This window comes from Paenibacillus sp. FSL R7-0345 (assembly GCF_038595055.1).
Lineage (GTDB): Bacteria > Bacillota > Bacilli > Paenibacillales > Paenibacillaceae > Paenibacillus_AQ.
In genome coordinates, this window is the sequence record NZ_CP152002.1 from 3,858,256 (window position 1) to 3,882,965 (window position 24,710).

Genomic DNA, 24,710 nt, shown 5'->3' on the forward strand with positions numbered 1-24,710 from the left:
GTTTTTTCTGAACGAAGAAAATATAACTGTAATTTTTGCAGGAGTACATCAATATATTTCACTTATGCCGTTTCAAGCGCTTGTGGGGAGTTTATATTACAAGCATTGACAAAAATTTGGGAGGGATAACAAATGAGTAAAAAAGAATGTGTAGCCATGCTGCTGGCTGGCGGGGAAGGCCGCAGATTGGCCCCCTTAACCACCACGATGGCCAAACCTGCAGTCCCTTTCGGAGGACAGTATAGAATCATTGACTTTCCCCTCAGCAACTGTGTAAATTCAAGCATCGATACTGTAGGCGTACTGACACAGTACGAAGCTAATTCCTTACATCAGCATATAGGGTCAGGTGAGCCATGGGGGCTGCATTCCAAACCTGATCAGGGTGTCAGACTGCTGCCTTCTGGTGAGGACGGCCGGAGCACTTATACCGGGACAGCAGATGCCATCTATAAGAACATTGATTTTATCGACAGCCAGAATCCGGAGCATGTGCTGATTCTCTCGGCTGATCATATTTATCACATGGATTACCGCAAAATGCTGGATTATCATATCAGCAAATCGGCCAAAGCGACGATCTCGGTCATGGAGGTTCCATGGGATGAGGCGAGCCGCTTTGGCGTTATGAATGTTAATGAAGAACTGAAGATTTCCGAGTTCGCCGAAAAGCCGAAGGCACCTAAGAGCAATCTGGCTTCCATGGGTATCTACCTGTTCGAATGGGCTTATCTGAAGGAGTATTTGCTGCGTGATGCTGCTGACTCCTCATCCAGCCATGATTTCGGCAAGGATGTAATCCCGGCGATGCTGGACAGCAACGACGATCTGTTCGCGTACCGTTTCCAAGGCTACTGGAGAGATGTAGGTACAGTTGACAGCCTTTGGGAAGCTCACATGGATTTGCTGCATGAAGATAACGGCTTCAAGCTGGATAACGCACAGTGGCCGATGTACAGCCGTGCACGGCGTGCTAAACCGGCAGCTGTTAAATCCCGTATACCGGTTCAGGCGGATGACTGCCTGGTGAACGAAACCTGCCTGCTGGAAGGCAGCCTGCAGCGTTCTGTTATCTTTGGCGGCGTGGAAATCGGTAAGCTCAGCCGGATTCATCAGAGTATCGTAATGCCTGGTGTACATATCGGCCGAGGTGTACTGATTGAGAATGCCATCATCGGCGAAGGTGCTGTGATTAAAGATGGCGCTGTGATCAAAGGCAGCCCTGACAACATCGTTGTTGTCGGCCCTAACGAGATTGTAGCCGCCAAGCCGGTTATTCGTACCCAGCCTTCACGCCTGCTGCAGGAGGTCTACGAGAAAACAGGCAGACTACGGGCCGAAGGATTGCCGTCTTAAGCCTTATCATCCAATTATAATATTAAAGGGCTGCAATACAGGTCAGATGACCGTATTGCAGCCCTTTTTGCTATCTGCCGGAGATGATAGCCGTTCCGTCACAACTCGTAATCGTTCACGTCTTCTCTCGGCGGCGGTACAACCGCCGGCGGACGCTCATCGGTCAACGGCAGGATTACTGTTACTTGTGTGCCTTGGCCGAGCTCGCTGGCCATTTCCAGCTTACCGTGATGCAGCTCGACAATCTGCTGGGAAATCGCCAGTCCGAGGCCGGTTCCGCCGTTTAAGGCATCAACCTGGAAGAAGCGGTCCCGCACTCTGGACAGATGTGCTTCACTGATACCGATTCCGCTGTCCCTGACGATCACTGCCATTTCGGCCCCTGACAGACGTTCTGCAGACAGAACGATGCTGGAATCCTCCGGGGAGAATTTGACGGCATTGTCTACAAGATTAAGGAACACCTGCTTGAGCCGGTTCGGATCCCCCTTGATGTAAATGCTGTCCTCACATTCGAGCACCAGATGAATCCGCTTCTTCTCTGCCTTGGCCCAGATATTCAGGATCGTCTCCTGCAGCACAACTTTGATATCTGTCAGCACAACGGACAGCTTCATTTCATTTTGCTGCAGCTTGGAAAAGTCCAGGATCTCCTCCACCAGGCCGATCAGTCGGTCGCTTTCCTTCGAGATAATCCCCATCCCGAGCTTTGTCTCCTCCGGATCGTAACCGCCGGAAATCAGTGTCTCGCTCCAGCCTTTGATACTGGTCAGCGGAGTCCTTAGCTCATGAGAGATTGAAGAAATGAAATCATCCTTGATCTGGTTGCTGCGGATAATCTCATCCGCCATATAATTCAGCGTAGTCGCCAGATCGCCGATTTCATATTTGTAATCCCCTTTGATCCGGGCGTTGAACCTGCCCTTCGCCATCTGGGCTGAGACGGCTGTAATATTATTCAGCGGCTTGACAATCGAATTCGCCAGACCAAAGCTGAACAGGACAACGATGACCATAACAGCCGCACCGATACCAATCGACGCCAGGGTAAGATTAAGCAGATCCTTATCAATCCGTTCCATTGAAGTGAGATAACGGATTACATATTTGTCCCGGCTGTTCACCTGAATCAGCTTGGAGACCGCCATGACACTTTCATTCGTTCCCGCCTGTCTGCCCACCCATTTGCCGATGCTTCCGCCGACAGCTTCCGGAACATCACTTGTAGTGATTGTCCGGTCTGGCTGAAATCCGGTGGAGCTGGTCAGGATATCCCCGCTGGTAGACAGCACTTCGAGCTCTGTATAATCCATGCTGAAGAAATCAAGCACCTTCTGCAGCTGGTTGGGCGAACGCTCGCCCGAGATTTCGTATTTCAGAAATTCCTCCGCCGTGCTGATATGGGTCGTAATCTTGCTGTACACACTGTCATAATAGTACGTCCGTATCGCCAGCAGGAAGATAACCTCTACGAGGAGAAGCGCCACAAAGACTACTAATATATAGTGCAGTACAATCTGTCTGCGCATCCCCTTCTTAATCATTGTCCCTGGCCTTTCCATTTATAGCCGTGCCCCCATACAGTCTGCAGATATTCGGGCTCCGACGGATTGTTTTCGATTTTTTGGCGCAGCCGGCGGATGTTCACATCGACGATCTTAGGATCGCCCATATACTCCTTGCCCCATACATGATCCAGCAGGGAATCCCGGCTGAGCGGGGTATTTTCCTTCTCCAGGAAAAATTGCACCAGTGAAAATTCGGTCGGCGTCAGTTCGATCGCCTCCCCGCTGCGCTTGAACTGCTTGGAGATCAGATCCAGCGTAAACGGGCCGGAGTGGAAGGATACTTTGGCGGACTGCTCGCGGTGTACATTAACCCGGCGCAGCAGCGATTGAATACGTGCGATCAGCTCCGTCGGGCTGAACGGCTTGCTGACATGATCATCAGCACCTACGGACAGGGCATAAACCTTATCCTGTTCCTGCACCTTGGCGGTCAGAAAGATAATCCCCAGCCGCTCATTCGTCTCACGGATGCGCCGGCATACCTCGAACCCGTCAATTCCCGGCACCATTACATCCAGCAGTGCAATATCGATATCAGGCACGGTGGTCAGCTTGTGCAGCGCTTCATTGCCGTCAGCCGCCTCCAGCACCTCGAATCCGTTACGCTTCAGGTTGATCACAATAAAACTGCGGATGGATTCCTCATCCTCCAGTATCAGTACTTTACTCATCGATTCCCTTCCTTTCAATTGGAGCGGTTATTTTATCGTTGTCGCTCCCGCCCGTGCTCTGTACCAGTTCACCCCGGTAGCCGATGATTTTGTCCATATCCCGTCCAAGCACCTTCCAGCCGCTGCTCTTGACCCGGTCCCATTCCATCTGGGTGAAGAAGGTTACCTCGACCACCGTCTCCCCCGTATCTGACATGATGAATTTCAGCGATTTATCCTGTACGGATTTGGTATCCACCGTAATCTTTCCGTGCCATTCCGGCAAAAAATCAATCACGAAGCGGTCCGAGGAGTCACGGTACTTCTGCGCCGTAAAGCTCAGGCCGTCCTTCCCGTCCCATTTGTAATAGGAGGTGAAGTAGGGAATGGTTTCGGGGTCAAAATATTCCCAGCCGCTTGGCGCCTCCAGCATGCCAATTTCAATAATGCCGTCACCGTCAATGTCCTCGCTGACAATCTTCCGGTCCTTAAACGTATTGGCATCCCCCGGGATAACTACCCGCAGCTTGTTATTCTCCATTACAACTACAGTGGTATAGGCCGAGCGGGAATCCACCGCCGCATCCAGGACAATACCTTCTTTATGCTCTGCTACTTTTCCTGAGACAATATTGTAATAATTATTAAAATACGGGTCCAGGTCATCCAGCTGGTCAAGCACCTTGAAGCCGTCGTCATACTGGTAGGTGGTTATTTTGTTCAGCTCATTGCGTTTAAAATACACCAGCGTCAGATCAGCGGTCCCGTCTTCATTCAGGTCATCCACCATATATTTGGTGTACGGCTGGGCCAGCAGCTCCTCCAGCTCGCCGCCGGAATAGGAGTAAACGACTACCCCCTTCTCTTCCCCGCGTGAATATCCGGTAATGATATCCAGCTTGCCGTCCCCGGTCACATCCCTCAGGTCAACGGATTCCAGCTGCGTTCCGTCACCGTCAAAGACGAGCTTCTTCACCCAGCCGTCCTCTGTTTTCTCCAGTATCATACCGTGGATCAGGACCGACTCGTTCTCTGTCAGATAAAAAACCAGCGTCTCCATCGTGCCGTCCTTATCAAAATCCTCAGTAAATATGGAGCTGTCCTCATCACCGGAAGGACGGATCAGCGAAGCACTGGCCGGCATCTGGGATTTGATAGCGGTCATAAGCGAGGCTTTGTCGGCGGTCAGCTCCGGAGACTTCATCTTCGAAACAGGATCGCTGATGAAGGTACAGCCCGACAGTACGGACAATGACAGGACAGCCGCCGTCAGACGTCTGGGAATACATAGATTCAAACTTCATCACTCTTTCCTTGTTTCATAGCTCTACTCTGTTACAGGTTTATACGCTCCTGGGAAGTCAGGCGGCGTCCTCTTACATCATGCTTGATTCTGCCGTTTTCCAGCACCCACAGCCGCGTTGCATAACGTTCCGCCAGCTCGAGCGGAAGTACAGTAATTACAGTCAGTCCCGTTTCTTTGCAGAGTCTGCGCAGCGTCTCCAGGACACCCTCAGCTGTCCGCGGATCCAGGCCAGTTACCGGCTCGTCGGCCAATATCACCTTGGCTCCGTGTACAAGGGCACGGGCAATGGCTACACGCTGGCGCTCGCCCCCGCTGAGCTGGCTTGTCTTCAGCTTGGCCTTATCCAGCAGTCCGAGCGTATCCAGCTCGTCCATTGCCCCCATATAATCATCCTGACGGACCATCCCGGTCACCATCCGCCATAGCGGCGTCTGTGAAGCCTGGCCGATCAGTACATTCTTCAGTGCGGTACGGTTCGGGTTAAGCTCAGCATTCTGCTCCAGATAGGCCCATTCGCGGCGGATCTTGCGTCTGCCGGCGAGCGGGCTTTTCATAATATCGATCCCGTCCACCCGGAAGTTCCCTCTATCCCATTTCTCGCGCAGCGCCAGACAGCGAAGCAGCGTGGACTTGCCGCTTCCGCTTGCTCCCACCAGCACTACGAGCTCCCCCGGCTCTAATTGAAAACCGATATCCTGCAGAACGGGCATTTTGTCTTCTCCGACTGCTTTGGCTAGATGTTCAACTGTAATCATAGTTCAGCCTCTCCCTGTTTTGGTCTCTATTCTATAGTGTACTCTGAAAGCGGGACCAATTACCATGCGTACATCTGTTCTTATCTTATCTCAATTCAGCTGCCGTGGCGAGAATAATAACCCGGTCAGGCCGAACAAAATATAGAAACCGCCCAGCAGCACGAATACGCCGTTGCCCCAGCCGAATTCCAGCAGCAGGCCGCCGATGCCCGGACCGATGATACTGCCTATACTAAAATGAAAAGAAGAAACCACATTGGCTGCAGGCAGCAGATTGCGCGGCAGAATGTCCGCCGCATAGCTGAGCCCCAGCGAGAAGAAAGAGCCGACAAGGCCCCCGGCTGCCAGCAGCAGGAGCAGTGTCAATCCAAAATGTCCGCCGGCAATAGGCAGCAGAGTAAAGGCCAGACCGCCCGCGGTTCCGGCAAAAATCAGAATTTTTTTGCGCCCGAACCGGTCGCTCCACATACCCAGCGGCAGCTGGAGCAGCAGGCCGCCGATTCCGGCAAACGGCAGCAGGGTGGCGATCTGGTCTGTAGTGAACCCTGAACGGAGCCCATACACCGGGAAATTGCTGTTCAGGCTTGCTTCCATGTATCCGTACAGCAGCGCCGGAATTAGCGCATACCAGGCCAGGCTGTAGCTGCGACCGAACCGGCGGGCCTGTCCCTCACTGTGTTCCACTTTATCAGGCCGGGAATTCGGCAATTTAAACAGAACCAGCATAAGGGCCAGCATAAACAATCCGGCCAGGATCAGAAAAGGAGCAGCCTCACCGAAGCGCAACAGGCTGATTCCGGCCGGGCCGAGGCTGAAGCCGAGTCCGTAGGACATCCCGTAGAGCGAGAGATTGCGTCCCCTGTGCTCTGCCGGAGCCATTAACAGCACCCAGAGCTGGGCTGCATAGTTGATTGCCGAGTCTCCGATGCCGACAAGCAGGCGCAGGATGAACCACACCTTGATGCCGGGCAGCAGCGGGAACAACAGCAGGGTTACCAGGACGAGACTGAGTCCGGCGGCTATCAGTTTCTTGAAGCCGATGGCGCCAAGCACCCGTTCAGCAACGAGGGTCATAGCAAAGGAGCCGACGTAAAGGGCTGCGGCGTTTAATCCGTTGAGCGACGAGGAAACGCCCTTTTGTTCAAGCAGGATCGAGAGCACCGGCAACAGCAGCCCCTGACTTAGCCCTGCGGCGATAATGACGGTAATAAGAATGAAATAGTTCAGCTTACTGTTGGATCGTGTAGATGAAAGCGGGTCTGACACAGGTAAATCCTCCTTGAACGTTATCAGGTAAATACGGACATAACTTGCCCCGGAAGGCAAACATGGAACATTATAGTGGACAACCTTCTTCAAAACAAGAGATAATATATAGAAGTGACCGATTTCCTGGGGGTGCAAGCTGCATGACTTATGAACTCAAAATTGATGTCTCGCCTGTCTATGAGCTGATTGACAGTTTTATGTTATATGTTACACGAAAATGGATTTCCAACCTGGATATCGGCCCTGACTGGATCCGCGATATTGACGGCCGCATTCCTCCTCAGCAGGTAACCACCCTCCGGCAGGCCGCCGAATGGCCTTTTACCGATTATGATGTCCTGTACGTCTGGGCTTACCGCCGCCAGCCTGCATCGAAGGTGCTGCAATTCCTGAATGAACTGGAAACGCAGTCACTGGAAGAGTGCTTTGCCCAGACTGCGCCGCTGTTTCCGGATTTTACAATTTCAGAATGCGCACGGATCAAACGGGATTATCCCCCGCTCCTGAGGCTGTGGTACGAGCAGTATTTCCGCCATACCGAGCAGAAGCTGCTGCCGATCCTGATCGAGGACGCCTCCGAGAAAAAAATGCTGGAGAGCAAAATGGGCTCTGCAGCGCTGATTGAGTATGCTTCAGGCGGCGTAGTCATTGAGGATATTCCTGATCTGCAGACTGTGGTGCTGCTACCGACCATTCATAACCGGCCGATCAATATGTATTGCTTCTATAATACACTTATGATTATCCAGTATCCTGTGGATGTCCCCTCCGACAATGAGGACGAGCCCCCTACTGTCCTGCTGCGCCTGACCAAAGCGCTGTCTGATCCGACCAGACTCCGGCTGCTCCGCTACGCTGCACATGAACCCAAAACGCTGTGGGAGCTGCAGTCTGTGCTCGGCCAGACCAGTGATACGATGATGCATCATCTGCTGATGCTGCGTGTCGCCGGCCTGCTGCGGGTTCATCTGGGCAGTGAAGGCGAAGGCAATGAACGCTACAGTGTCCGGCCGGACGGCGCATCCGATCTGCAGATGTTCCTTGAGTCTTATATTCGTTTATAATAACTATATTCAGTCAGAGATTGCTGACTAACTTACAGGTTTAGGAGTGAGCGTTATGAAATATTTGCCGCAACAAGTTATTTTTGATCTGGACGACACCCTGGTACACTGCAACAAATATTTTGACCTCATTCTGGGGCAGTACTTTGAGCTCATGTCCGATTGGTTCGGCGAATATGGCCCGACAACCGGCGAATTCCGCAGCAAGCAGGTGGAGATTGATGTGGAAACAGTCAGCACCAGCGGACTGGCCAGCGACAATTTCCCGAAATCCCTGATTGCTACCTATCACTTTTTCTGCGCTAAATATAACCGGGCTGCCGATCCTTATCATGAGCAGCAGCTGATGAAGCTCGGGCTGAGCGTCTATGACCAGGAGGTTGAGGCCTATCCGGGAATGGTGGAAACGCTCGACGCGCTCAAGCATGACGGGCACGACCTGTATTTGTATACAGGCGGAGACGATACTATCCAGCAGCGTAAAATTGAGCAGATGAAGCTCGATATTTATTTTGACGACCGGATCTTTATCCGCCAGCACAAAAACATTGAGTCACTTGAAAATATCCTCATGTCATATCCGTTCGAACGCCAGCGCACCTGGATGATCGGCAATTCCCTGCGCACTGACGTGCTCCCGGCCTTGACTGCCGGCATTAACAGCATCTACCTGAAGCAGCAAAATGAATGGCTGTACAACCTGATTGAGCTTCAGCGGGAAATGCAGCAGTCGGTCATGACGATCTCCTCGATCAGTGAGGTTCCGCCGGTCATCCGTACGGCCTCCAAGCTGCAAAGCCACGGCTGATATCAGCTAATCCGGATAAGCCTCCTGTTACAAATGCCATAGGCATTTGACAGCCGCTGTGTTTATACTGTTTGAGAAGATTTTTCCATCTCAATCAGGAGGCTTAGAATGAACAAGCAAGCAAGTCCTAACCGTACACAAAATAAGCAGTCTGTCCGGAAGAACACCGGCTCCCGTCTGCTGCCCATGCTGCTTGGTATCATCGCTGTTATTCTGGCAATTGTACTTATCTATGTCCTTACAGACGGCAACTCCAAAGAAGAAAATGCGCTTGAAGGGCTGCCTAATTACACGGATGTAAAAGGTACAATTACAGTTGACGGTCTGAAGTATGAGAAGCAGCCGCATCTGGGCAGTCCGGACGCCAAGGTCAAGGTGATCGAGTTCGCCGATTTCAAATGCCCGGCCTGCAAGAAATGGACCGAAGTTAATCTGGATACCTTCATCAAGGATTATGTGGACACCGGAAAAGCCGAGCTTTATTTCATGAACTTCGCCTTTATCGACCGTGACTCTTATCTCGCGGCCAGCGCCGGGGAAGCGATCTTTAAGCAGAGCAACGAGAAGTTCTGGGAATATGTCCATGAGCTGTACGCCAATCAGGGCGATGAGAGCACCATCTGGGCTACCCAGAAATTCATCCTTAACTTTGTCAAAGAGAACATTGATGGCATTGATTATACCCGGTTCGAGCAGGATGTGAAGAATCACACCTACATGTATGACGTTAAGGAAGATTTCAAAATTGCCGGAGCGTACGGCGTTAACGGTACTCCCAAATTTATGGTGAACGGCGTCCTGCTGCCGGATTCCTCTTATGAGGGATTAACAGCCGCGATTGAGAGCAGCCTGGCGGAGACTGCGAAATAAGCATAGGTTTGTGCAAAAGAGGAGGATGCAGCCTGCCGGGAGATCCCGCGGTCAGGCTGCATCCTCTTTTTTTTACAACCAAGTTATTCTACGCTAAGCTGCCCCGTATCCATGTTAGCCAGCACCAGCTTGCCATCGAGCGGGGAACCGTCTTCGGCAGCCAGCTTCAGCTTGCCGGTCTTCCCCTTCTCGATCAGCGCCTTTACCTGAGTATCCGTCAGCGTGCGGCCATGGGTTTCCTTCCAGATGACAAACTTGCAGCCTTCTTTGTAATGAGAGCAGCCGTAGCCCTTGCGGCCCATGAAAATCGTGCCGCCGCAGCCCGGCCGCGGGCAGCCGCCGATAATCTTCGGCCCGCCGTCACCTTGCGCTGCCGGCTTCGCCGCTCTTGTTCCGGCCGGCTTGGCGCCAGCTCCGCCGTCTCCGGCACTGCTGCGCTTGCACGCTCCGGCAGCCGGCTTGACCGCGCTGTCCTTGGATGCTGCGCCGCTGCTCCGGCCTTTGGAGCCGGCCCGGACAGAAGGCGTCTCGCCTTCAAAGGAGGTTTTGGCTGCACGGGACTGCACCTTTACCTTGTCGACGATCATGGATGCGAAGCGTTTCACGTTCTCCATGAACTGCCCGTCTGCAGCCGTACCTCTGGCGATTTCATTGAGCCGCCGCTCCCATTGTCCGGTCATTTCCGGTGAGGTCAAGAGCTCGATGCCCGCTCCGCGGATCAGTTCAATCGCCGTCCGCCCCTTTTGGGTGATGGCAATCTTTTTCCCCTGCATTTCCACATAGCCAACATTTTTCAGCCGCTCTATCGTCGCTGCCCGGGTTGCCGGTGTTCCAAGCCCGGAATCCTTCATAGCATCGCGCAGCTCCTCGTCTTCAATCTGCTTGCCCGCGCTTTCCATCGCTTTGAGCAGGGTGCCTTCGGTGTAATGCTTGGGCGGCTGCGTATCCTTCTCTTTTACCACAGCATCGCTGCACATTACTTCATCCGCAGGGGAGACAGAGAACGGCTCGTTCACCTCGATCTCCTCTTCCTCCTCATCATCCTTGCCTTTTCCTTTAGCCGGCTTGGCCTTGTCCTTCTTCTGATCGGCATAAATCACCTTCCAGCCAAGACTCAGCAGCTCCTTAACCGTAGTCTTGAAGTTTTCGCCCTCAACCTCCGTTATCACGGTATGCACCTTATATTCGGCGGCCGGATAAAACTGCGACAGGAAACGGCGCACAATCAGATCATACAGCTTAGCTTCATCTGCACTCAGTCCCGACGCCTTGCGGTTGGTCGGCAGGATCGCATGGTGATCTTCCACTTTGGACGGATTACAGACAAATTTATTGCCTTTATGGACTAGGCTGCGGTTAGCGCCTTTGACCAGCTCGTCGTAAGAAGTCCCTTGCAGCGCATTCAGCGTCTTGTGCATCTCCGGAATGTTTTGCTCGGTAACATAGTTGGAATTCGTGCGCGGATACGAGATAACCTTGTGCTTTTCATAGAGCGCCTGGGCAATGTCCAAGGTCTTTTTGGCAGAAAAAGCATATTTCCCGTTCGCTTCACGCTGCAGCAGCGTCAAATCGTACAGCTTGTTCGGGTACTCCTTCGTATCCTTAACCTCATAGGAAGCAATCCGGCCGGGTTTGCCCTTGACCTTGGCAGCCAGTGCATCGGCCTTCTCCTTGTCAGTCAGGCGGTCGCCCTGCCACATGCCTTTATAGACAACCTCATTTTGCGTAAAATGACCCTCGACCTCAAAAAACTTCAGCGACGAAAACGCCTCAATCGTCTTTTGGCGGTCATAGATCAGCGCAAGCACGGGCGTCTGCACCCGGCCAACGGACAGCAGCACATTATGCTTCGTTGTAAAAGCGCGTGAGCCGTTCATTCCGATCAGCCAGTCTGCTTCACTGCGCGCTCTGGCCGCTTTGGTCAGATTCTCATACTCCGAGCCGTCCTTCAGCTCCTGGAAGCCTTTGCGGATCGTCTCCGGCGTCAGGTCGGAAATCCACAGCCGCTTAACCGGCTGGCTAAGCTTAAGATGGCGCTGAATCAGTGAAAAAATATGCTGCCCCTCCCGCCCCGCGTCACAGGAATTCACCAGCAGGTCACTGCGTTTAGCCAGTTCTCCAATCACTTTCAGCTGGTCAACAGTACGGGCATTCGGCACCAGCTTGAACTGGTCAGGAATAATCGGCAAATCGTTAATGTTCCACTTTTTGTATTTGTCATCATAAGCATCCGGTTCGGCGAGTCCGATCAGATGACCGATTGCCCAGGTGATGATGTACTGCTCCCCTTCTAAATAGGAGCGGTGATTTTTGGCCTTCGGTTCTATTGCGGCGGCGATATTCCGTCCCATGTCCGGTTTCTCCGCAATAATGAGTGTTTTCAAAAATATCGCTCCTTACCTTTCATTGTTCCAAAACACGTCCAGTTTATTATTATACCACTAAATAACCCGCATTTTCACGTATTGACCGGAAGTTTCACATCTGTTCTCTCTTCCGGAAAAATATACAGTTTAACACAGGAGCATCGTCCGGAAGTCCAAGAAAGTAAAACAAGCTTCTCATATATTATATGAAAGGAGGTGAAGTCTGATATGACCATCCAGTTTGTTGATTTACGTATTTCGAATCAGGCGGCGTCCGATGCGACACCTGCAGTCATTCCTTTGGCGGCGACTCCGCTCGTCTTTGGTGATATCGGCATTCAGACCGCAGGTGTGCTGCCGGCTAACACCGGCAATGTCCGCGTCCTGCTGTCAGGCTATGTGAAAACAGAAAATAACCCGTTGTTTAACCAGAATACACTACGGGTCCGCAGGAACGGAACCATTATCTTCACAACAACCTTCGGTGTTGCCATCAGCAGAGAGAATGAAGCATTTGGCTTCACGGCAGTTGATAACCCACCAGCTGTTGATGTATTGGCCGGCCAGATTCAATATACGGCTGAAATTTTCACCCTGGCTGCAGTTACTGATCCTTTCAACAACGTGCAGGCCAGAAACTTCAGCGGAATTGCCTCAGCAGGCGATTTCTCCGGCTAAACGGCAATCCCCCGCCAATCAGCAAAATTGGCAGGGGATTTTTAAATGTTAAGCTTTATTCAGCAGCTCTTCCGCCTCATTAATCTCTTCACGCAGCAGTCCAAGCATAAGATCATCGTAATACTGGCCGTTCATATAAATGCTTCTGCGGCGTAGGCCTTCCTGTACAAAGCCCAGCTTAAGGTGAAGTATTGGGCCGGGACTCCTTTATCTCTTTCCCCCCGCAACCCGTGAAACCGCCTCCGCGCTGGTGATAACCTCCTTCGTACCACTCTTCCGGTCCCAGTACTCAACCTTATCTTCGCCAGCTGACTTGCCGACGACCAGCACGACCGGAATGCCGATCAATCCGGCGTCCTTGAATTTCACCCCTGCCCGTTCATCCCTATCATCCAGCAAAGAGCTGATACCTGCCCCGTTCAGTTCCGTATATAAGGATTCAGCCAGCAAGGCCTGCTCCTGATCCTTAACGGTCATTTGAAGAATGTGTACACGATATGGCGCGAGCTCCTCGGGCCAGAGCAGGCCTTCATCGTCATGGCTTTGTTCGGCGACCGCTGCCAGCAGCCGGGAGACGCCAATGCCGTAACAGCCCATAATCATCGGTTTGTTTTGGCCGGAGGCATCCAGGTAGACTGCGCCGAGCTTCTCGCTGTACCTTGTACCCAGCTTAAAGATATGGCCGATCTCGATTCCTTTATGAAAATGGTACACGCCCTTTCCGCATTTTGGACAAGACTCGCCTTCGGCAGCATTTCGGATATCCGCCACCTGCTCCAGCTGAAAATCACGCCCAGGCACTACATTGCGCAGATGGTAGTCTTTTTCCCCCGCGCCTGCAATCCCGCTTTTCATAGCTGCTACAGTCTTGTCAATGATCAGCGGCAGCTGCAGGCCGACGGGTCCGACATATCCGCTCTCTACACCGGCAGCCTGCCTGACGGCTTCATAATCTGCGAGGGATACCCCGGCAACACCCGCCGCGGCCGCCAGCTTGAGCTCATTCACCTCATGATCCCCGCGGACCAGGACGGCAAAAAGATTACCCTCACCGCTATAAATCAACGTCTTGATAATGCGCTCTGGCGCAATCTGCTGCTGATCCTCCAGCTGGTCAATCGTCCGCAGCCCCGGTGTGTAGAATTTCACTACAGCCGGCTGGCTGGTCTGATCCTCGGCGGCATCGCTTAACATTCCCCCAGCCGCAGCTTCCTCCAGATTAGCAGCATAATCGCAGCTCGAGCACACAGCCAGTGTATCCTCACCAATATCCGCAAGCGCCATAAATTCGTGATTTCCGCCCTCACCGCCCATTGCCCCGGCATTTGCCTGAACTGCCTTGAAGTTCAGCCCGCAGCGGGCAAAGATCCGTCCATAAGCTGTGAACATCCGGCTGTAAACCGTGTCCAGCCCTTCCCAGCCTGTGTCAAAGGAATAAGCATCCTTCATCAGGAACTCCCTGCCCCGCAGCAGGCCGGAGCGCGGACGGCGTTCATCGCGGAACTTGGTCTGAATCTGATACAGCGTAACAGGCAGCTTACGGTAGGAGCTGATCTCTCCCCGGACCAGCGCAGTGACCGCTTCTTCATGAGTCGGGCCGAGTACAAACTGGCGTTCATGGCGGTCCGTGAGGGTCATCAGATCCTTACCGTAAGGCTCGAATCGCCCCGACTCCTTCCACAGCTCAGCTGGCAGCAAAGATGGCAGCAGTACCTCCTGAGCTCCGGCGGCATCCATTTCCTCACGGACAATATGCTCAATATTGCGCAGCACCCGGCGGCCCAGCGGCAGATAGCTATATATTCCTGCAGCGAGCATACGGATATAGCCGGCACGCAGCAGCAGCTGGTGGCTTGCTGTCTCCGCATCCGCAGGGGCATCGCGAAGTGTGGTCAGTAAAATTTGGCTTTGGCGCATTGACGTCATCTCCTCAGATTAGTTGAAACGCAAAAAAGACGCATCCGTCAGGGACGAATGCATCGTGTTACCACCCTTTTTCAACCACCGGGCTTTTGCCTGGCAGTCCTCAATCCGGATAACGGCCGGTGCCGGCAGCAAACGAAGGCTTACCTCCATTGCTGCAGCTTTCAAGGCAGGGTGTGTTCCCGTCGCGGCTCGGAGGACCTTTCAGCCGGTGAATCCTCTCTCTGTTCTAGCGATATGTGGGTACGCAGATCCTTGGTCAACGCTGCTGCGTTATTGAATTGTTATTTAATTTATACGAAATTCCATAATGCGTCAAGCCTGTCATAATATTGCCACCAAATCAGCCTTTTTCTCTTAATCTGATGTAGGCTTATAGACGAATCTGCCCTTTTTGTAAATTAAATATTCATGAAAACTGAAGTTTCATATGAAATTTTCCTGAAAATAAACCGAAATATATGAATAGAGCATTTCATGAGGAAACTGCCATCCTGTCAGGGCCTCTATGCATATGCATTCAAGGGGGAGTCATAGCCATGTTCACCAAATTCAAAAACGCAGCTCAAAATCTAACATCCCGTTCTCTGCAGCGGAAAATGCTCTTGATTTTTACCGTCATGCTTGTTATTCCGGTTGTGCTGGTAAGCTACTTTTCCTACAACAGCTCCAGCAGACAGCTAGAACTCAAAATGCAGGAGTCCATGCACACAAGTGTAGATTTGCTGGCTGCAGGGATTAACGAATCGGTTACTGCCGCCAAACAGAATGTCTCACAGCTAAGCCAGCAGCTGACTTCTGCCGATCTCGATAATAAAAATGCTTCCACCCGTACATTGATTGAATTGTTTATAAAAGAGCATCCTGAGCTCGAGCTTTTTGTCGGCGGGAACGAGAACGGAGCCTGGATGAAGGCGCCCGACCCCGGCCCCCAGGATTACGATCCCCGTACACGTGACTGGTATAGTGCTGCACTCGGCAATCCCGGTGAAGTTACCCTTACAGACCCGACAGTATCTTTAACCACCGGCAATTATACGCTGTTCATTTCCGAAACACTCAAGGACGGCAATGGCGCCATTGCCACCACCTTTAATCTGAAGGCACTGAGTGACCGGATCAGCAGCAATAAGCTCGGTAAGGAGGGCTACTACTATGTTGTCGACCGCAATAATAAATTCGTATCCCATCCGGTGAAAAAAGCCGGGGAGGATATTGCCCCTTATGTCGCTGAGCTGCTGACAGAAGGGCAAGGGAATCTCGCCTACACCAATCCTGATACCGGGCTGGATATGAGCGGCTATTATACAACAGATCCTGTTACAGGCTTTACTGTCGTTGGGGTCATCAAAACCAAAGAATTCTCAGACGCTTCGATGCCGGTATTGTATAACGGTTTAATTGTTCTGGGTTGCGCGCTGGTAATCGCACTCTTCCTGATGTATTTCGTTGTACGGGCGATCTCGCGTCCAATCACCAGGCTGAACCAGTCTGCCCGCCGTGTAAGCGAAGGCTATCTGAATGAGCAGATTACGATAGACCGTGCCGATGAGATTGGAGAGCTGGCCAAGAACTATAATCTGATGGTGGAATCACTGCGGAATATCGTGACAGATATCTCGGAGACCTCCGGCCTGCTGGCCGCCTCCAGCGAGCAGCTGACCGCCACAACGGAAGAGAACGCCAAAGCCACCGCTTACGTGGCTGAGATGGTCCAGGATTCGTCTGCCGGAGCTGATACCCAGACAGCAGCTATGGTAGAGACATCCCGGGCAATGGAGGAAATGTCCGCCGGTATCACAAAAATTGCCGAGGCAGCTTCTTCTATCGTCAGCTCATCTGCAGATACTGAAGCAGACGTCTACAGCGGCAGCGAAAAAATCAGCCAGGTCAGCCGGCAGATGGATGCCATCCGCGAGTCTACGCACCTGTCCTCGGAGCTGATCGGCCAGTTAAACGGCCTGAATACCCAAGTGTCAGCAATGAGCAGTGCGATTGCCAATATTGCTGTACAGACCAATCTGCTGTCGCTGAATGCCGGAATTGAAGCTGCCCGCGCCGGCGAGCATGGCCGGGGCTTCGCGGTAGTGGCAACTGAAGTGCGGAAGCTGGCGGACCAGTCCAAGAACACTGCCGGTAATATTCAGGAGACGATTGAACAGATGACCGTCCTGATCGACCAGACCTATGAGGCCATCCATAACCGGGTATCGGCTGATGTGGATCTGGGGATCAAAGTAACAGAAGAAGCGAAAGCGGCATTTGCGAATATTGAACAGTCCACAGCCAGAATCAATGGTCAGATCCATGATATTTCCGCCGTGACGGAGCAGATGTCCGCCGGAGCCGAGGAAGTGGCCGCCTCCGTCGTCGAGATCTCCAATATCGCACGGACCACCTCTGATGCGTTCCAGAGCGTAACCGCCGCGACCCAGGAGCAGCTTGCGTCCATGGACGAGATCACCGCTTCCTCCGGTGAGCTGTCCAAGATGGCCTCTGACCTGCAGGTGAAGATCGAACGTTTTAAGCTGGAGGAATAGGCAGCCTGCCTATCCTACTCTGCATATATTAGATAGAGATGCCCTCCTATAACGGACTGGCATCTCTTAAATAAAAGCCGCCCCCCCAGCATTTGCTGGAAGGGCGGCTTTTATATGCTCTACATGATATAAATTAGACGAGAACGGTCGATCCCATCAGATATCTGTCAACTTCACGGGCAGCTGCGCGGCCTTCGTTAATTGCCCAGACTACCAGGCTCTGTCCGCGGCGCATATCGCCTGCGGCAAAGACTTTATCCACATTGGTGTTAAACTTGCCATAGCGGGCCTTCACATTGCTGCGGCGGTCTGTTTCCAGGTTCATCTCCTCAATGATACCCTGCTCCGGTCCGTCAAAACCGATCGCAATCAGCGCCAGCTGAGCCGGATAGACAGCTTCCGTACCCGGTACAGGCTGGTAAATTTTGCGGCCTGTCTCATCCACCATACGGCGGATTTGCACGGTGTGCACCTCCTTCAGGTTCCCCTCTTCATCACCGACGAACTTGGTCGTCATGATGGAGAATTCGCGCGGGTCATCCCCGAAGATCGCTTTGGCTTCCTGCTGTGCATAGTCAAGGGTGTAGACGTTCGGGAACTGCGGCCAAGGGTTAGCAATCGGGTCACGCTCGAGCGGCGCTTTGTCATGTGTCCCGAATTGGGTAATGCTATTGCAGCCATGGCGCAAAGAGGTCGCTACACAGTCGGAACCGGTATCCCCGCCGCCAAGTACAACAACATCTTTACCTGCTGCCGAGACAAAGTTGCCATCCTCCAGATTGGAGTTCAGGTAGCTCTTGATTGTGCCGGTCAGGTAATCCATCGCGTACATTACACCTTTCAGCTCACTGCCTTCAACATTAAACTGGCGTGCTTTGGTTGCCCCGCCGCACAGTACAACAGCATCATATTCATCCACGAGCTGCTGAGTCGGAATATCCTTACCGATCTCGGTATTTACTACAAAGGTGATACCTTCAGCAGCCAGCAGATCTACGCGGCGCTGAACGACGCGCTTATCAAGCTTCATTGTAGGAATACCATATGTCAACAAACCGCCGACGCGGTCACTGCGTTCGAATACAGTTACGGTATGTCCGGCTTTGTTCAGCTGCGCTGCAGCGGCAAGTCCGGCCGGTCCGGAGCCGACGATGGCCACTCTCTTGCCGGTGCGCTTCTCAGGCGGATTAGGAACTACCCAGCCTTCCTCAAAGCCTTTGTCCACGATGGCAAGCTCGATGGTCTTGATCGTAACCGGCTGGCCGATCAGGCCGACGGTACAGGAGCCTTCGCATGGTGCAGGACAGATGCTGCCTGTAAATTCCGGGAAGTTATTCGTCTTATGCAGACGCTCCAGCGCTTCCTTCCACAGACCGCGGTAAACCAGATTGTTCCATTCCGGAATCAGGTTGTGCACCGGGCAGCCAGATGTGCCGCCGGTCATATCAATGCCGGTATGGCAATAGGGGGTTCCGCAGTCCATGCAGCGCGCACCCTGTGTGCGGAGCTCGTCCTCGGTAAGGTGATGATGGAATTCTTCCCAGTCTTTAATGCGCTGCTCAGGATCCCGGTCACCTGGGAGCTGCCGCTTATACTCCATAAATCCAGTAGGTGTAGACATCTTTACGTTTCCCCCATCCGTTCTCTTCGTGTTGATGTATAGTACATTGTAGCATACTGCGGCAGATTCGTGTCGATTCAGCGCAATGAAGTACCTGCACATTCTATACTATTTTTAAGTTTAGCAATTCTAATTTTAATTATAGTAGCATTCAATACTTTCGCACTGTAATGGATTAATCTGCAGATTGTTTGTACTATTTCACATGATGTGTCAGAGAAAACGCTTTTTCGTTATTCCGTACGTTCATAAACATAAAGACGGTAATCGTAAGGGTTCTTTTCATCACGGATCCCTTGTACATTTGAAATCTCTTCCCATTCATCCCAGCGTACTTCAGGAAACTTTGTATCTCCGTCAAACTCTTTATTAATCCGGGTTACAAGCAGTTTGTCGGCATAAGGAAGCATCATCCGATAAATCTCAGACCCGCCGATTACCATCAGCTCATCCCCCTTACTCCCTTCCGCCAACGCTTCATTAAGCGTATGAATTACCTGGGCACCTTCTGCCTGAAAACCCGTATTACGAGTGATGACAATGCTTGTTCTTCCCTTAAGCGGCTTTCCTCCGAGCGATTCCCAGGTTTTGCGGCCCATCAGCATCCGTTTACCGAGAGTCTGCTCCTTAAAATAAGCGAAATCCCGCGGCAGATGCCATGGCATATCATTATTCTTACCGATTACATCATTAGCGGCCATAGCCCAAATCATACTGATACTCATATTTATGCCCTCTTTTTCCCAGAATCATCAAATCCCAAAATATTAAATGGCAACCGGAGCTTTGATCCCCGGATGATAAACATACCCTTCAAATTCAAAGTCCTCAAAGGTGTAATCAAAAATACTGTCCGGCTTTCTGAGGATGTTCAGCTTAGGCAGCGGATGCGGCTCTCTGGACAGCTGGGTGGCCACCTGCTCCAGATGATTTGTATAAATGTGCACATCGCCTCCGGACCAGATGAAGTCACCCACCTCGTAACCCGTCTGCTGGGCGACCATATGGGTAAGCAGGGCATAGCTTGCAATATTAAAAGGCAGGCCGAGGAACGTATCCACCGAGCGCATAGTCAGCATGCAGCTCAGCTTGCCATCAGCCACATAAAACTGGAATACAAAATGGCATGGCGGCAGCTTCATCTCCTCAATCTCGCCTACATTCCATGCGCTGACAATATGGCGGCGGGAATCCGGATTGTTTCTGATCGATTCGATGACTGCCGATATCTGGTCGATATGCCGTCCGTCCCTCGCTTCCCAGGTACGCCACTGTGAGCCGTATACCGGCCCCAGCTCTCCGTTCTCATCGGCCCACTCATCCCAGATGGAGACACCGTTCTCTTTGAGGTAGGCAATATTAGTCTCTCCCTTTAAAAACCATAGGAGCTCATGTACAACGGATTTCAAATGTATGCGCTTGGTCGTAACCAGCGGAAAACCTTCAGACAGATCAAAACGCAGCTGACGCCCGAAAACAGACAGGGTGCCTGTTCCTGTGCGGTCGCCTTTTGCCGTGCCATGATCCAGTACATCTTGTAGCAAATCCAGATATTTACGCAAAGGTTAAAACACCTCTCCCTTTTTTTCTTATCCCAGTTTACCATGACCTGACTACGCTTGTAACTTCCAAAAGTGCAGAAAAAATAATTTCCTGTCGTTCGCCCGCCCTACTCCGCACAGTGATTTCCTTAGCACGAAAATAGTGGGAGGACCGGGCTATATACCTGCTTACCGGTTCACTCCGTGGGCCTGGCTCCATCCGGTTCCGCTGCTATTCCCAGATTCTAAGCTCTACAGTGTCAGCATCGGCTGTAAGCCTGGCATAGCCTCCCACGGGAAAGGTAATCAGCGGCGAAGTATGGCCGAAGTTGACATCAGCGGCGACCGGCAGGTGCTGCAGCTCCTTTTTGCTCATGATGATTGTTTTCAGTATATCCCTGGTAATCCCTGATGCCCGCTGAAATCTGCCGATTACAAGCCCCCTGACCTGCTCAAAGTCCGGCTGATGTATCAGCGACTGGAGATCACGGTCAAAGGTTTCCGGCCCCGATTCAAAATCATCCTCAATAAACAAAATGGCATCCTTCAGGCTTGGCATATACTCCGTACCCTGCAACAGGTTAAGTGTGCACAGATTACCGCCGATAATTGTACCTTCTGCTGATCCGAAATTTATCGCATAAGGCCCTTCATTTGCTTCAAAGCTCCGGTTTTCCTGGTCAAGGAACCACGCATCATCACTCCACTGTGCCGAGGGCTGCACCAGGATGGGTCCCTCCTCCATCATCATTTGGAGAAAATGCTGGACTGTATAATCATTCCCGTGCCGCATGGCCAAGGTAGAGAAATGAGGGCCTGAGTATGTAATCAGTCCGGTCTTCCGGTAAATCGCACCGCCGAGGGCTGTTATATCAGAGTACCCGCAAAGCCGTTTGGGGTTGTCTGCAATCAGCCTGTAATCGAGCTCCCGCAGCAGCTGGTTGCAGTTGTGGCCTCCCAGTGTGGTCAGAATCCCTTTAACCGCAGGATCGCCGAAAGCCTCATGAATATCCTCCACTCTGGAACGCACAGAAGACGAGGAGAACTGATCCATATCATAAGCATGTGCTGCAAAAGAAACCTTGAAGCCGCGGCTCTCCAGCAGCCTTGTAGAAGCCTCTATCTGTTCCGGAGCGATAATGCCTAGACTGTTTGACGGAGAGATGATACGGATTTCGTCGCCTGCCTGTAGTTTAGGTGCCTTCATTGGTATGAACCCTCCCTTTTATCCGTTATGCCAAAAAAAAAGGACCCCCTCCGCCATTACCCTGACATTGGGAGTCCCTTCTATGATGATTCTGCCTCACAGCAGACGGTAATGTATTATTTCACTACGTGAATCGGATGACCTTCTACCAGTTCAGCCGCTTCCATGACGATTTCGCCAAGGGTTGGATGTGCGTGGATAGTCAGTGCGATATCTTCGAGCGTTGCGCCCATTTCGATCGCCAGACCCAGCTCGGCAATCAGGTTGGAAGCTTCCAGACCAACGATTTGCGCGCCCAGTACGAGGTTGTTCTCGCTGTTAGCCACAATCTTGATGAAGCCTTCCGGAGCGTTCAGGGATACTGCACGGCCGTTGCCTGCGAACGGGAACTTGCCGGCTTTTACCTTATAGCCTTTGTCTTTAGCTTCTTTCTCGGTCAAGCCTACGCTGGAGCATTCAGGATCTGTGAACACAACCGCAGGAATGACTTTGTAGTCTACTACGGATTTGTGGCCGGAGATCGCTTCAGCAGCAATCTTGCCTTCGTAGGAGGCTTTGTGTGCCAGAGCCAGACCAGGAACAATATCACCAATAGCGTAGATATTAGGGATGTTGGTGCGGCCCTGGTGGTCAACTTTGATCAGGCCGCGTTCGTCCAGCTCAACGCCGATCAGATCAAGACCCAGCTCACCGTCAGTGTTCGGACGGCGGCCTACAGTTACCAGCAGGTAATCTGCAGTGATTTCTTTGGTTTCGCCGCCTACAGAGTACTTCACGGTTACTTCCTTGTCATTCTGAACAGCACTTTCCGCTTTGGCATTGGTTACGATTTCGATGCCTGTCTTCGCCATGTTCTTGGCAACCAGACGGGTCATATCCTTATCGAAGCCTGGCAGAACAGTATCCAGACCCTCAATGATCGTTACTTTAGTGCCGAATTTGGAGTACATCTGACCAAGCTCAGCGCCGATGTAGCCGCCGCCGATTACGATCATGCTCTTCGGAATCTCTGGCAGATCCAGAGCTTCTGTCGAGGACAGGATGCGTCCGCCGAACGGGAATGGCTTCAGTTCAATCGGACGGGAACCAGTTGCGATGATGCAGTTATTGAACTTGTAACGCGGGGATTCATGGTCATTGAACAAACGGGCTTCGTTTGTGCTGATGAACATTGCTTCACCGCTGAATACTTCAATTTTATTGCCCTTCATCAGGCTGGTTACGCCGGTAGTCATTCTCTTAACTACGCCGTTTTTGAATTCCTGGGTTTTGGCCCAGTCAACTTTTACGTTCTCGGCAGTAACACCGAAAACTTCGCCGTGCTGTGCAGCTTCAAAGCTGTGAGCTGCAGAGATCAGCGCTTTGGATGGAATACATCCGCGGTTCAGGCAGACACCGCCGAGTTCCGATTTATCTACGATAAGGACTTTCTGGCCGAGCTGGGCGGCACGAATTGCCGCCACATACCCGCCGGGACCTGCACCAATAACCAATGTGTCGATTTCGATTGAAGCGTCTCCGACTACCATTTATTACACCTCCATAACTAACATATCAGGATTTGCAAGCAGGGTCTTAATGTAATTCATGAAGTTCTGTGCAGTTGCACCGTCAATGATGCGGTGGTCAAAGCTCAGGGACAGGGCCATAACAGGAGCTGCTACGATTTCGCCGTTCTTCACTACCGGCTTCTCCGTGATGCGTCCGGTACCCAGAATCGCAACTTCAGGGAAGTTGATAATCGGAGTAAAGAACATACCGCCGGCAGAGCCGATGTTGGAGATGGAGATCGTGCTGCCCTTCATTTCGTTTGCACTCAGCTTGCCGTCGCGTCCGCGCACAGCCAGATCTGTAATTGCACTTGCAATCATCCAGATGCTCTTACGGTCAGCATCCTTGATTACCGGAACGATCAGACCGTTGTCTGTATCTGTTGCGATACCGATGTTGTAGTATTTCTTGTAGACAATTTCATTGGTCGACTCGTCGATCATTGCGTTAAGCGTAGGGAACTGACGGGAAGCCGCAACCAGTGCTTTTACGATGAACGGAAGATAAGTTACCTTCACGCCCTTCTTCTCGGCAACAGGCTTCATGCGGGCACGGAAAGCTACAAGCTCGGTAACATCCACTTCGTCCATGATGGTAACATGCGGCGCTGTGTAAGCCGATTTAACCATAGCGTTGGAGATCGCTTTACGGATACCTTTAAATGGTACGCGTTCTTCATCAAGGCTAACATTGCCGGATGCAGCCGGTGCTGCCGCAGGCGCTTTAGCTTCTGCTTTTGCAGCAGCTGCTGCAGGTGCAGACGCCGCTGCTGGTGCTGCTGCAGCCGGAGCCGCGGAGCCGCCCTTCAGGAAGGCTGCAACATCGTCATGAGTGATCTTGCCGTTTTTGCCGCTGCCGTTCACTTTCGCAAGATCAACACCTTGCTCACGTGCTGATTTGCGGACGCTAGGAGTAGCCAGAATGTCACGGTTAGGTGCCGGAGCTGCCTGCGCAGCCGCTGGTGCTGCTGCAGCTGCCTGTGCTGCCGGAGCTTCAGCGTGGCCGCCTTCCTGCTGTGGAACTTCGCCTTCTGCAGCGATAATAGCCACAACTTCGCCTACACGGCATACCTGTCCGTCTTTAACACGAACTTCAGTTACAGTACCGTTAACCGGGCAAGGTACTTCAACGACTGCCTTGTCGTTCTGTACTTCCATGATGATATCATCGTCAGTTACTTTATCGCCGACTTTGATGTGCATCTTAATGATTTCACCTTCATGCAGACCTTCGCCCAGCTCAGGGAAACGGTATTCAAAGTTAACCGCTCCGCCTGCGGAAGGAGCACTGGTTGCCGGGGAAGAAGTAGTATCTGCTCCGCCTTTAGCTGCGTCTGCTTCCTGGGAAGCCGCTTCTGCCGGATGGCCGCCTTCCTGCTCAGGAACATCGCCTTCTGCATCAATAATAGCTACAACTTCACCAACGCGGCACACCTGGCCGTCTTTAGTGAATACTTCAAGCACTGTGCCGTTAACCGGACAAGGAACCTCTACTACCGCCTTGTCATTCTGTACTTCCATTACGATATCGTCATCGGTTACTTTGTCGCCGGCTTTGATGTGCATTTTGATAATTTCGCCTTCATGCAAACCTTCGCCCAGCTCAGGGAACCGGTACTCAAATTTTGCCACCTTGAT

The 24,710-nt window shown here is 52.1% G+C and carries 19 protein-coding genes; 6 read left to right on the forward strand and 13 right to left on the reverse strand.

All coding sequences use genetic code 11. The annotated features are described in order from the left end of the window. Positions 1-132 precede the first annotated feature (132 nt). Positions 133-1,356 (forward strand): glucose-1-phosphate adenylyltransferase, encoded by a 1,224-nt coding sequence (locus NST84_RS16335; RefSeq protein WP_342561242.1) that lies wholly within the window; start codon positions 133-135, stop codon positions 1,354-1,356. 98 nt (positions 1,357-1,454) lie between these two features. Here the strand turns inward: NST84_RS16335 and NST84_RS16340 are convergent, their stop codons facing one another. The 5 genes from NST84_RS16340 to NST84_RS16360 all read right to left on the reverse strand — a co-directional run bounded on the left by NST84_RS16340 (position 1,455) and on the right by NST84_RS16360 (position 6,901). Further along, entirely contained in the window at positions 1,455-2,900 is a 1,446-nt protein-coding gene (locus NST84_RS16340) for a HAMP domain-containing sensor histidine kinase (protein ID WP_342566455.1), read from the reverse strand. After that, the gene (locus tag NST84_RS16345) at positions 2,897-3,595 is read right to left on the reverse strand and encodes a response regulator transcription factor (protein ID WP_068725065.1); all 699 of its coding nucleotides are present in this window, start codon (positions 3,593-3,595) and stop codon (positions 2,897-2,899) included. The genes NST84_RS16340 and NST84_RS16345 overlap by 4 nt, the downstream gene beginning before the upstream one ends. Then, the gene (locus NST84_RS16350) at positions 3,588-4,871 is read right to left on the reverse strand and encodes a hypothetical protein (RefSeq protein ID WP_342561243.1); all 1,284 of its coding nucleotides are present in this window, start codon (positions 4,869-4,871) and stop codon (positions 3,588-3,590) included. Before NST84_RS16350 ends, NST84_RS16345 begins: the two co-directional genes overlap by 8 nt. A gap of 38 nt (positions 4,872-4,909) precedes the next feature. Next, complete coding sequence (locus NST84_RS16355) at positions 4,910-5,635, reverse strand: ATP-binding cassette domain-containing protein (protein ID WP_342561244.1); 726 nt, start codon at positions 5,633-5,635, stop codon at positions 4,910-4,912. A gap of 90 nt (positions 5,636-5,725) precedes the next feature. Next, positions 5,726-6,901, reverse strand: a complete 1,176-nt coding sequence (locus NST84_RS16360) for an MFS transporter (RefSeq protein WP_342561245.1) — start codon at positions 6,899-6,901, stop codon at positions 5,726-5,728. A 143-nt stretch (positions 6,902-7,044) separates the two neighbouring features. On the opposite strand from NST84_RS16360, the gene NST84_RS16365 reads away from it, so the two are divergent. The 3 genes from NST84_RS16365 (at position 7,045) to NST84_RS16375 (ending at position 9,646) form a co-directional block, all read left to right on the forward strand. Further along, positions 7,045-7,968, forward strand: a complete 924-nt coding sequence (locus NST84_RS16365; RefSeq protein ID WP_342561246.1) for a helix-turn-helix domain-containing protein — start codon at positions 7,045-7,047, stop codon at positions 7,966-7,968. A gap of 55 nt (positions 7,969-8,023) precedes the next feature. After that, a complete protein-coding gene (locus tag NST84_RS16370; RefSeq protein ID WP_342561247.1) occupies positions 8,024-8,776 on the forward strand; it encodes an HAD family hydrolase in 753 nt (250 codons plus the stop codon). 108 nt (positions 8,777-8,884) lie between these two features. Further along, positions 8,885-9,646, forward strand: coding sequence for a thioredoxin domain-containing protein (locus tag NST84_RS16375; RefSeq protein WP_342561248.1), 762 nt, complete (start codon positions 8,885-8,887; stop codon positions 9,644-9,646). Between the two features lie 83 nt (positions 9,647-9,729). On the opposite strand, the gene NST84_RS16380 is transcribed toward NST84_RS16375, so the two are convergent. Further along, a complete protein-coding gene (locus NST84_RS16380; protein ID WP_342561249.1) occupies positions 9,730-12,030 on the reverse strand; it encodes a DNA topoisomerase 3 in 2,301 nt (766 codons plus the stop codon). Between the two features lie 210 nt (positions 12,031-12,240). On the opposite strand from NST84_RS16380, the gene NST84_RS16385 reads away from it, so the two are divergent. Further along, entirely contained in the window at positions 12,241-12,690 is a 450-nt protein-coding gene (locus NST84_RS16385; protein WP_342561250.1) for a hypothetical protein, read from the forward strand. A gap of 207 nt (positions 12,691-12,897) precedes the next feature. On the opposite strand, the gene NST84_RS16390 is transcribed toward NST84_RS16385, so the two are convergent. Further along, on the reverse strand, positions 12,898-14,607 hold the full coding sequence (locus tag NST84_RS16390) for a proline--tRNA ligase (RefSeq protein ID WP_342561251.1): 1,710 nt from the start codon (positions 14,605-14,607) through the stop codon (positions 12,898-12,900). A gap of 626 nt (positions 14,608-15,233) precedes the next feature. On the opposite strand from NST84_RS16390, the gene NST84_RS16395 reads away from it, so the two are divergent. Then, the gene (locus tag NST84_RS16395; protein WP_342561252.1) at positions 15,234-17,153 is read left to right on the forward strand and encodes a methyl-accepting chemotaxis protein; all 1,920 of its coding nucleotides are present in this window, start codon (positions 15,234-15,236) and stop codon (positions 17,151-17,153) included. A gap of 133 nt (positions 17,154-17,286) precedes the next feature. Here the strand turns inward: NST84_RS16395 and NST84_RS16400 are convergent, their stop codons facing one another. The 6 genes from NST84_RS16400 to NST84_RS16425 all read right to left on the reverse strand — a co-directional run bounded on the left by NST84_RS16400 (position 17,287) and on the right by NST84_RS16425 (position 24,704). Further along, positions 17,287-18,774, reverse strand: coding sequence for a glutamate synthase subunit beta (locus NST84_RS16400; RefSeq protein ID WP_342561253.1), 1,488 nt, complete (start codon positions 18,772-18,774; stop codon positions 17,287-17,289). Between the two features lie 233 nt (positions 18,775-19,007). Then, positions 19,008-19,499: a dihydrofolate reductase gene (locus NST84_RS16405; protein WP_342561254.1), complete on the reverse strand. Its 492-nt coding sequence runs from the start codon at positions 19,497-19,499 to the stop codon at positions 19,008-19,010. A gap of 42 nt (positions 19,500-19,541) precedes the next feature. Continuing rightward, on the reverse strand, positions 19,542-20,336 hold the full coding sequence (gene thyA, locus NST84_RS16410) for a thymidylate synthase (RefSeq protein ID WP_342561255.1): 795 nt from the start codon (positions 20,334-20,336) through the stop codon (positions 19,542-19,544). 211 nt (positions 20,337-20,547) lie between these two features. Continuing rightward, the gene (locus tag NST84_RS16415) at positions 20,548-21,522 is read right to left on the reverse strand and encodes a S66 peptidase family protein (RefSeq protein WP_342561256.1); all 975 of its coding nucleotides are present in this window, start codon (positions 21,520-21,522) and stop codon (positions 20,548-20,550) included. 116 nt (positions 21,523-21,638) lie between these two features. Further along, entirely contained in the window at positions 21,639-23,051 is a 1,413-nt protein-coding gene (gene lpdA, locus NST84_RS16420) for a dihydrolipoyl dehydrogenase (protein ID WP_342561257.1), read from the reverse strand. Positions 23,052-23,054: 3 nt separating this feature from the next. Further along, complete coding sequence (locus tag NST84_RS16425) at positions 23,055-24,704, reverse strand: 2-oxo acid dehydrogenase subunit E2 (RefSeq protein WP_342561258.1); 1,650 nt, start codon at positions 24,702-24,704, stop codon at positions 23,055-23,057. Between the last annotated feature and the right edge of the window lie 6 nt (positions 24,705-24,710).

Bases quoted from the DNA above. Each gene is read 5' to 3' on its own strand.
- NST84_RS16405 (WP_342561254.1), bottom strand. From the start codon at position 19,499: ATGAGTATCAGTATGATTTGGGCTATGGCCGCTAATGATGTAATCGGT.
- NST84_RS16400 (WP_342561253.1), bottom strand. From the start codon at position 18,774: ATGTCTACACCTACTGGATTTATGGAGTATAAGCGGCAGCTCCCAGGT.
- NST84_RS16335 (WP_342561242.1), top strand. From the start codon at position 133: ATGAGTAAAAAAGAATGTGTAGCCATGCTGCTGGCTGGCGGGGAAGGC.
- NST84_RS16390 (WP_342561251.1), bottom strand. From the start codon at position 14,607: ATGCGCCAAAGCCAAATTTTACTGACCACACTTCGCGATGCCCCTGCG.
- NST84_RS16355 (WP_342561244.1), bottom strand. From the start codon at position 5,635: ATGATTACAGTTGAACATCTAGCCAAAGCAGTCGGAGAAGACAAAATG.
- NST84_RS16370 (WP_342561247.1), top strand. From the start codon at position 8,024: ATGAAATATTTGCCGCAACAAGTTATTTTTGATCTGGACGACACCCTG.
- NST84_RS16345 (WP_068725065.1), bottom strand. From the start codon at position 3,595: ATGAGTAAAGTACTGATACTGGAGGATGAGGAATCCATCCGCAGTTTT.
- lpdA (WP_342561257.1), bottom strand. From the start codon at position 23,051: ATGGTAGTCGGAGACGCTTCAATCGAAATCGACACATTGGTTATTGGT.
- NST84_RS16415 (WP_342561256.1), bottom strand. From the start codon at position 21,522: ATGAAGGCACCTAAACTACAGGCAGGCGACGAAATCCGTATCATCTCT.
- NST84_RS16395 (WP_342561252.1), top strand. From the start codon at position 15,234: ATGCTTGTTATTCCGGTTGTGCTGGTAAGCTACTTTTCCTACAACAGC.
- NST84_RS16385 (WP_342561250.1), top strand. From the start codon at position 12,241: ATGACCATCCAGTTTGTTGATTTACGTATTTCGAATCAGGCGGCGTCC.
- NST84_RS16375 (WP_342561248.1), top strand. From the start codon at position 8,885: ATGAACAAGCAAGCAAGTCCTAACCGTACACAAAATAAGCAGTCTGTC.
- NST84_RS16340 (WP_342566455.1), bottom strand. From the start codon at position 2,900: ATGATTAAGAAGGGGATGCGCAGACAGATTGTACTGCACTATATATTA.
- NST84_RS16365 (WP_342561246.1), top strand. From the start codon at position 7,045: ATGACTTATGAACTCAAAATTGATGTCTCGCCTGTCTATGAGCTGATT.